Here is a 4,868-nt window from a genome sequence, read left to right on the forward strand (position 1 = left end):
TACGGCGCCGCACCGGTGCCGGCCCGGCCCGACGCCAAGGCGCTGAAGACGGCCATCGACGCGCTGGCCCGCGCCCGCCAGCCCCACTACCTGATGCTGCTGGGCGGTCCCGACCTGCTGCCGATGGTGCCGCTGAAGAACCCGGCGCACGGCGGCGAACTGGGCGACGAGGACCGCATCGTCCCCAGCGACCTGCCTTATGCCTGCGAGGCCGCCTACTCGACCGATCCGAACCGGTTCCTCGGGCCGACGCGGGTCGTCGGGCGGCTGCCCGACCTGCCCGGCGCGACGCGGCCCGACCTGCTGCTGCAGCTGATCCGCGCGGCGTCCCGCCACAAGGGCCTGCCGCGCGCGTCCTTCGTGGACAGCTTCGCGCTGTCGGCCGAGGTCTGGCAGGGCTCGACGCGGCTCAGCCTGACCAACACCTTCGGCCACGCGGACGGGCTGCGCCTGTCGCCGCCGGACGGGCCGAAGTGGAACAAGGCGGACCTGGCGCCGCGCATGCACTTCATCAACTGCCACGGCGCCGCCGACATGCCCGAGTACTACGGCCAGCGCGGCGAGGAGTTCCCGGTCTCGATGCGCTCGGCGCTGCTGCGCGACCGGGTCACGGCGGGCACCGTGGTCGCCGCGGAATGCTGCTATGGCGCGCAGCTCTTCGACCCGGCGCTGGCCGACGGCGACTGGCCGATGGCCCTGCGCTACCTGACCGACGGCGCCTGCGCCTTCCTCGGCAGCACCACCATCGCCTACGGACCGAGCGACGGGAACGGCTCCGCTGACCTCCTGTGCCAGTATTTCCTGCAGCGCGTGCTGGCCGGGGCCTCGCTGGGCCGGGCGCTGCTGGAGGCGCGCCAGAAATTCGCCGGCGAGCGCACCCACCTCGACCCGATGGACCTCAAGACGCTGGGGCAGTTCTACCTGCTGGGCGACCCGTCGCTGCAGCCGGTGGCCGGCGTGTCGCATGCGCTGGCCCGCACCAAGGCCTTCCGCAAGGCCTTCGCCACCGTCGAGGACCGCGGCGTGCGCGGCCTGCGCCGTGAGCGCCTGGAGCGCGAGGGCCGCAACCTGGCGCGTTCGCTGCCGCGCCTGCTGCCCACCGAGGCGGCGCCGGCCCCGGCCGTGCTCGAGGCGGTGCGGCCCATGCTCAAGGAATCCGGCCTGGACGCCGAGCACTGCGCGCGAGTCAGCTATCGGATCTCCGGCGCCCCCGGCCATCGGGCGATCCATGTCTACAAAGGCTGGGTCGAACGCCGCCTGCTGGCGCTGATCGCGACCGAGCAGGACGGACGGCTGCTCCATGTGAGGCGCATGCATGCCCGCTGATCGCGACGCCGCCCACGACGGCACTGCCGACTGCCTGCGCGGACGCCTGTGCCGCGAGCGCCTGGACCTCGGCAGCAAGAGCGAGCGCCTGGCGGTGCTGCTGGTCGTCGACGACGGCGACCGGGTCGTGCTGCGCCGCGCTGGCGCCAATCCGTTCCGCGATCCGGAACTGGAAGCGCTGGAGGGCCAGGTCTTGATCGTCGAAGGGGAACGGCGCAGCAGCTATTTCCTGGTGCGCCGCTATACCGTTTGCGGCGACGATCCCCCTTCCTCGGGATGAGCGAACGGCTGGGGCCGCCGAATGGGTGCCCAGGCCGGGAGCGAAATCTGCCGGAGACCCACCGAGCCTCGCGCATCGTCAAAACCGTGTGCCGCGGTCGGACACCCGTCAGGGCGACTTGCCGGAGGTTGCTCGGCAGACGTACAACCGGACTTCGTTCCGCGCCGATGCGCGTCCTGATCCTCACAACCCGACCAAAAGGAGCCCGCTCATGGCCAAGACCTCTCCCTCCGACCGCCTGCTGTCCGACCTGCACCAGGTGGTGACCGACGCCGAGTCGCTGCTGCGGGCCACCGCCGACCAGACCAGCGCCGGCGCGTCCGAGCTGCGCGCGCGCGTGCAGTCGACGCTGGATCGCGCCAAGTCCAGCCTGGGCGAGTTCCAGTCCGCCGCGCTCGAGCGCGCCAAGGCCGCCAGCAAGGCGACCGACGACTACGTGCACGACAACCCCTGGCAGTCGATCGGCGTGGCCGCCGGCGTCGGCCTGCTGCTGGGCCTGCTGATCAGCCGCCGTTGATCGGCGACGCCGCGGCACAGGGGGCGACGCAAGGCGCCCCCGCCACCGGCTGAGCCGCCGCTGCTGCGGGCGCGGGGGCCAGTTCCCAGGACTTGGGCGCGGCCAGCCAGCGATCGAGTTCCTCGGCCGGCATCGGCTTGGCGAACAGCCAGCCCTGGCCTTCGTGACAGCCCAGCGCCAGCAGGTGCTGGCGCTGTTCCTCGGTCTCGATGCCCTCGGCGACGACCCGCATGCCGAGGCTGCAACCCAGGTTCACCACCATCTGCGCGATGGTCGCGCCGGCCGCCGAGCTCTGCGCCTCGCGCACGAAGGCGCGGTCGATCTTGAGCCGCTCGACGTCCAGCCGTCGCAGCTGGCTCAGCGACGAGAAGCCGGTGCCGAAGTCATCGATCGCGACCGACGCGCCGGTGCCGCGGATCTCCGCCAGCACGCGCAGCACGGCCGAGACCTCCTCCATCGCCATCGATTCGGTGATCTCCAGTTCGAGCGCCGCGCCGGGCACGTCGGCATCGGCCAGCGCGCGCCGGACGGTGTCGATGAAGGCGGGATGGCGGAACTGCGCCAGCGAGATGTTCACCGCGATGCGGAAGTCGGCGTAGCCGGCATCGCGCAGCTGGCGCACCTGGCGGCAGGCGGCGCGGAGCACGAATTCGCCGATCGGGACGATCAGGCCGGACTGCTCCGCCAGCGGGATGAACTGGTCGGGCGGGACGAATTTGCCGTCGGCGGTGCGCCAGCGCAGCAGCGCCTCGGCGCCGATGACGCGCAGCGAGGCGAGCTCCACCTGCGGCTGGTACACGACGAACAGCCGGCGCTCCTCGAAGCTGGCGCGCAGGCCCTTGAGCAGCTTGAAGCGCTCGCGGGCGTCGATGCCCATCTCCGGCGAAAAGTATTGCGATGCGCCGCGGTTGCCCGCCTTGGCGCGCTTGAGCGCGATCTGCGCGTCCAGCAGCAGTTCCGAGCCCAGCGTCCGGGACTGGGCCAGCCGCACCAGCCCGGTGGTGGCGGACAGCTGCAGGCGCTCGCCCGCGACGGTGAAGGGGTCGTCGAAGACGCCGCCGATGCGGTGGCCGTTGACCATGTCGTCGGGCCCGAGCAGCCCGAAGGCGTTCGACGAGATCCGCGCCATCGCGGTGTTGAAGCCCAGCCGCTGCGCCAGCCGCTGGGAGACCGCCTGCAGCACCTGGTCGCCGAAGCGGTGGCCGAAGGCGTCGTTGACGTCGGCGAAGTCGTCCAGGTCGATCAGCGCGAGCGTGATGCCCTCGGGCGACTTGAGGTTGTGCTCGAGCAGCTCGATGAAGCGGGTGCGGTTGGGCAGCTGCAGCAGCGGGTCGTTGTAGGCCTGGTCGGTCAGCTGCGTGTACAGCATGACGTTCTCGAAGCCGACGGCGATGTTGGAGCAGAACGCGCGCAGCAACTGGCGGTCGAGCTCGTCGAGCTCGCGCTGCACCTCGACCAGCGCCGCCATGGCGCGGCCGCTGGGCAGGCCGAAGAACAGCACGGTGCAGCCGTCCTCGTGCAGGTTGTGGCCGACGGCCAGGCAGCGCGCCAGCAGGTCACGCACCTTGCCCGCCGGCACCGCGTGCAGCGGGCGGTTGATCAGCGAGCTGTACTGGCCGGCCGCCGCGATGACGCGGGCATCGCCGCTGGCGTCGTTGTGCGCCTGCACGCAGACCAGCCCTTCCGGCAGCGTGCCCAGCAGCGCGCACAGCTGCGTCACCACGCCCTCGGCGAAGCGGTGCAGCCCGTGCTGGCGGCCGAGCTCGGTGCTGGCCTCGACGATCATCTCCAGCCCCTGCCGGTTGGCTTCCAACGCGCGGATCTGGCGGTAGGAGCGGATCGCGGCCGTCAGCACGGTGTACAGCCGCGTGCGGGTCAGCTCCGACTTGGTCTTGTAGTCGTTGATGTCGTAGGCCTGGACCGTCTCGATCTCCGGCGCGTAGCCGGGCTGGCCGGTGCGCAGCACGATGCGCACGGCGCGCAGGCGCAGTTCCTCGCGGATGTGGCGCACCAGCTGCAGGCCGGCGTCGTCGGACTCCATCACGACGTCCAGCAGGACGACGGCGATGTCGGGCTCCTGGCGCAGCAGCGCGCGCGCCTCGGCCGCGGACTTCGCATGCAGGAAGGCCAGCGGCTGGCCCTCGACCTGCAGGCCCTGCATGGCCAGCTCGGTGGCCTTGTGGACGTCGGTGTCGTCGTCGACGATCAGCACCCGCCAGGGCTTGCGTGGCGGGAGGTCGTCGAGGAGGCGTGCTCGTGGTCGTCCAGGAACTGCAGCAGGTCGTCGTCCTCGACGACGTCGGAGTGCGTGTGCTGGCGATCAGGCATTGAATCAACCTTGAAAGGCCGGCCGCGCGGGGTCCGCGCAACCAAGCGTTACCGCACTGTAGCCCAAGGCCTGGAGCCGGTATGGACAAAGAACGCCCTCGTTTCCCCCGATTCAGTGATAGCTTCCGCACACCGGAGGGGCCGGACACAGAGGAGAGACGTTCGATGGAATCACGCGATCCGGGGCTGACGGAGCGCTTGCGGCGGATGGCCGAGCGGGCGCTTGAACTGGCCCGCGTGCGGCTGGAGCTGCTGGGCGTCGAGCTGCAGGCGGAGCTGCTGCGCCTGTTCGGCGCCTTGACCGCGCTGCTGCTGGCACTGCTGCTGGGCGTGGCCGCGCTGCTGATGCTGGTCTTCGCCGCGCTGCTGTGGATGCCCGATGCCTGGCGCGCGCCGCTGGGCGCCGGCCTGGGCGCG

The 4,868-nt window shown here is 71.4% G+C and carries 6 protein-coding genes; 4 read left to right on the plus strand and 2 right to left on the minus strand.

Going from position 1 to position 4,868, the window contains the following annotated elements; all coding sequences use genetic code 11:
- From FUT87_RS14775 to FUT87_RS14785, 3 genes are all read left to right on the plus strand, one after another.
- A partial coding sequence (locus FUT87_RS14775) for a C25 family cysteine peptidase (protein WP_222617161.1) occupies window positions 1-1,326 on the plus strand: 1,326 nt, incomplete at its 5' end.
- Window positions 1,316-1,606, plus strand: a complete 291-nt coding sequence (locus FUT87_RS14780; protein ID WP_147241505.1) for a hypothetical protein — start codon at window positions 1,316-1,318, stop codon at window positions 1,604-1,606. The genes FUT87_RS14775 and FUT87_RS14780, both read left to right, overlap by 11 nt.
- A gap of 211 nt (window positions 1,607-1,817) precedes the next feature.
- A complete protein-coding gene (locus tag FUT87_RS14785; protein ID WP_147241506.1) occupies window positions 1,818-2,123 on the plus strand; it encodes a YqjD family protein in 306 nt (101 codons plus the stop codon).
- Here the strand turns inward: FUT87_RS14785 and FUT87_RS14790 are convergent.
- Both FUT87_RS14790 and FUT87_RS30750 read right to left on the minus strand, forming a co-directional pair.
- The gene (locus FUT87_RS14790; protein WP_255511848.1) at window positions 2,110-4,335 is read right to left on the minus strand and encodes a bifunctional diguanylate cyclase/phosphodiesterase; all 2,226 of its coding nucleotides are present in this window, start codon (window positions 4,333-4,335) and stop codon (window positions 2,110-2,112) included. The two genes, FUT87_RS14785 and FUT87_RS14790, sit on opposite strands and share 14 nt — an antisense overlap.
- Window positions 4,329-4,451, minus strand: coding sequence for a hypothetical protein (locus tag FUT87_RS30750; protein WP_255511849.1), 123 nt, complete (start codon window positions 4,449-4,451; stop codon window positions 4,329-4,331). The genes FUT87_RS14790 and FUT87_RS30750 overlap by 7 nt, the downstream gene beginning before the upstream one ends.
- Window positions 4,452-4,616: 165 nt before the next feature.
- Here FUT87_RS30750 and FUT87_RS14795 point away from each other — a divergent pair.
- Window positions 4,617-4,868: phage holin family protein (locus tag FUT87_RS14795; RefSeq protein ID WP_186830553.1), on the plus strand; the 252-nt coding region annotated here is incomplete at its 3' end.

It is taken from the genome of Mitsuaria sp. TWR114, from assembly GCF_007997345.1.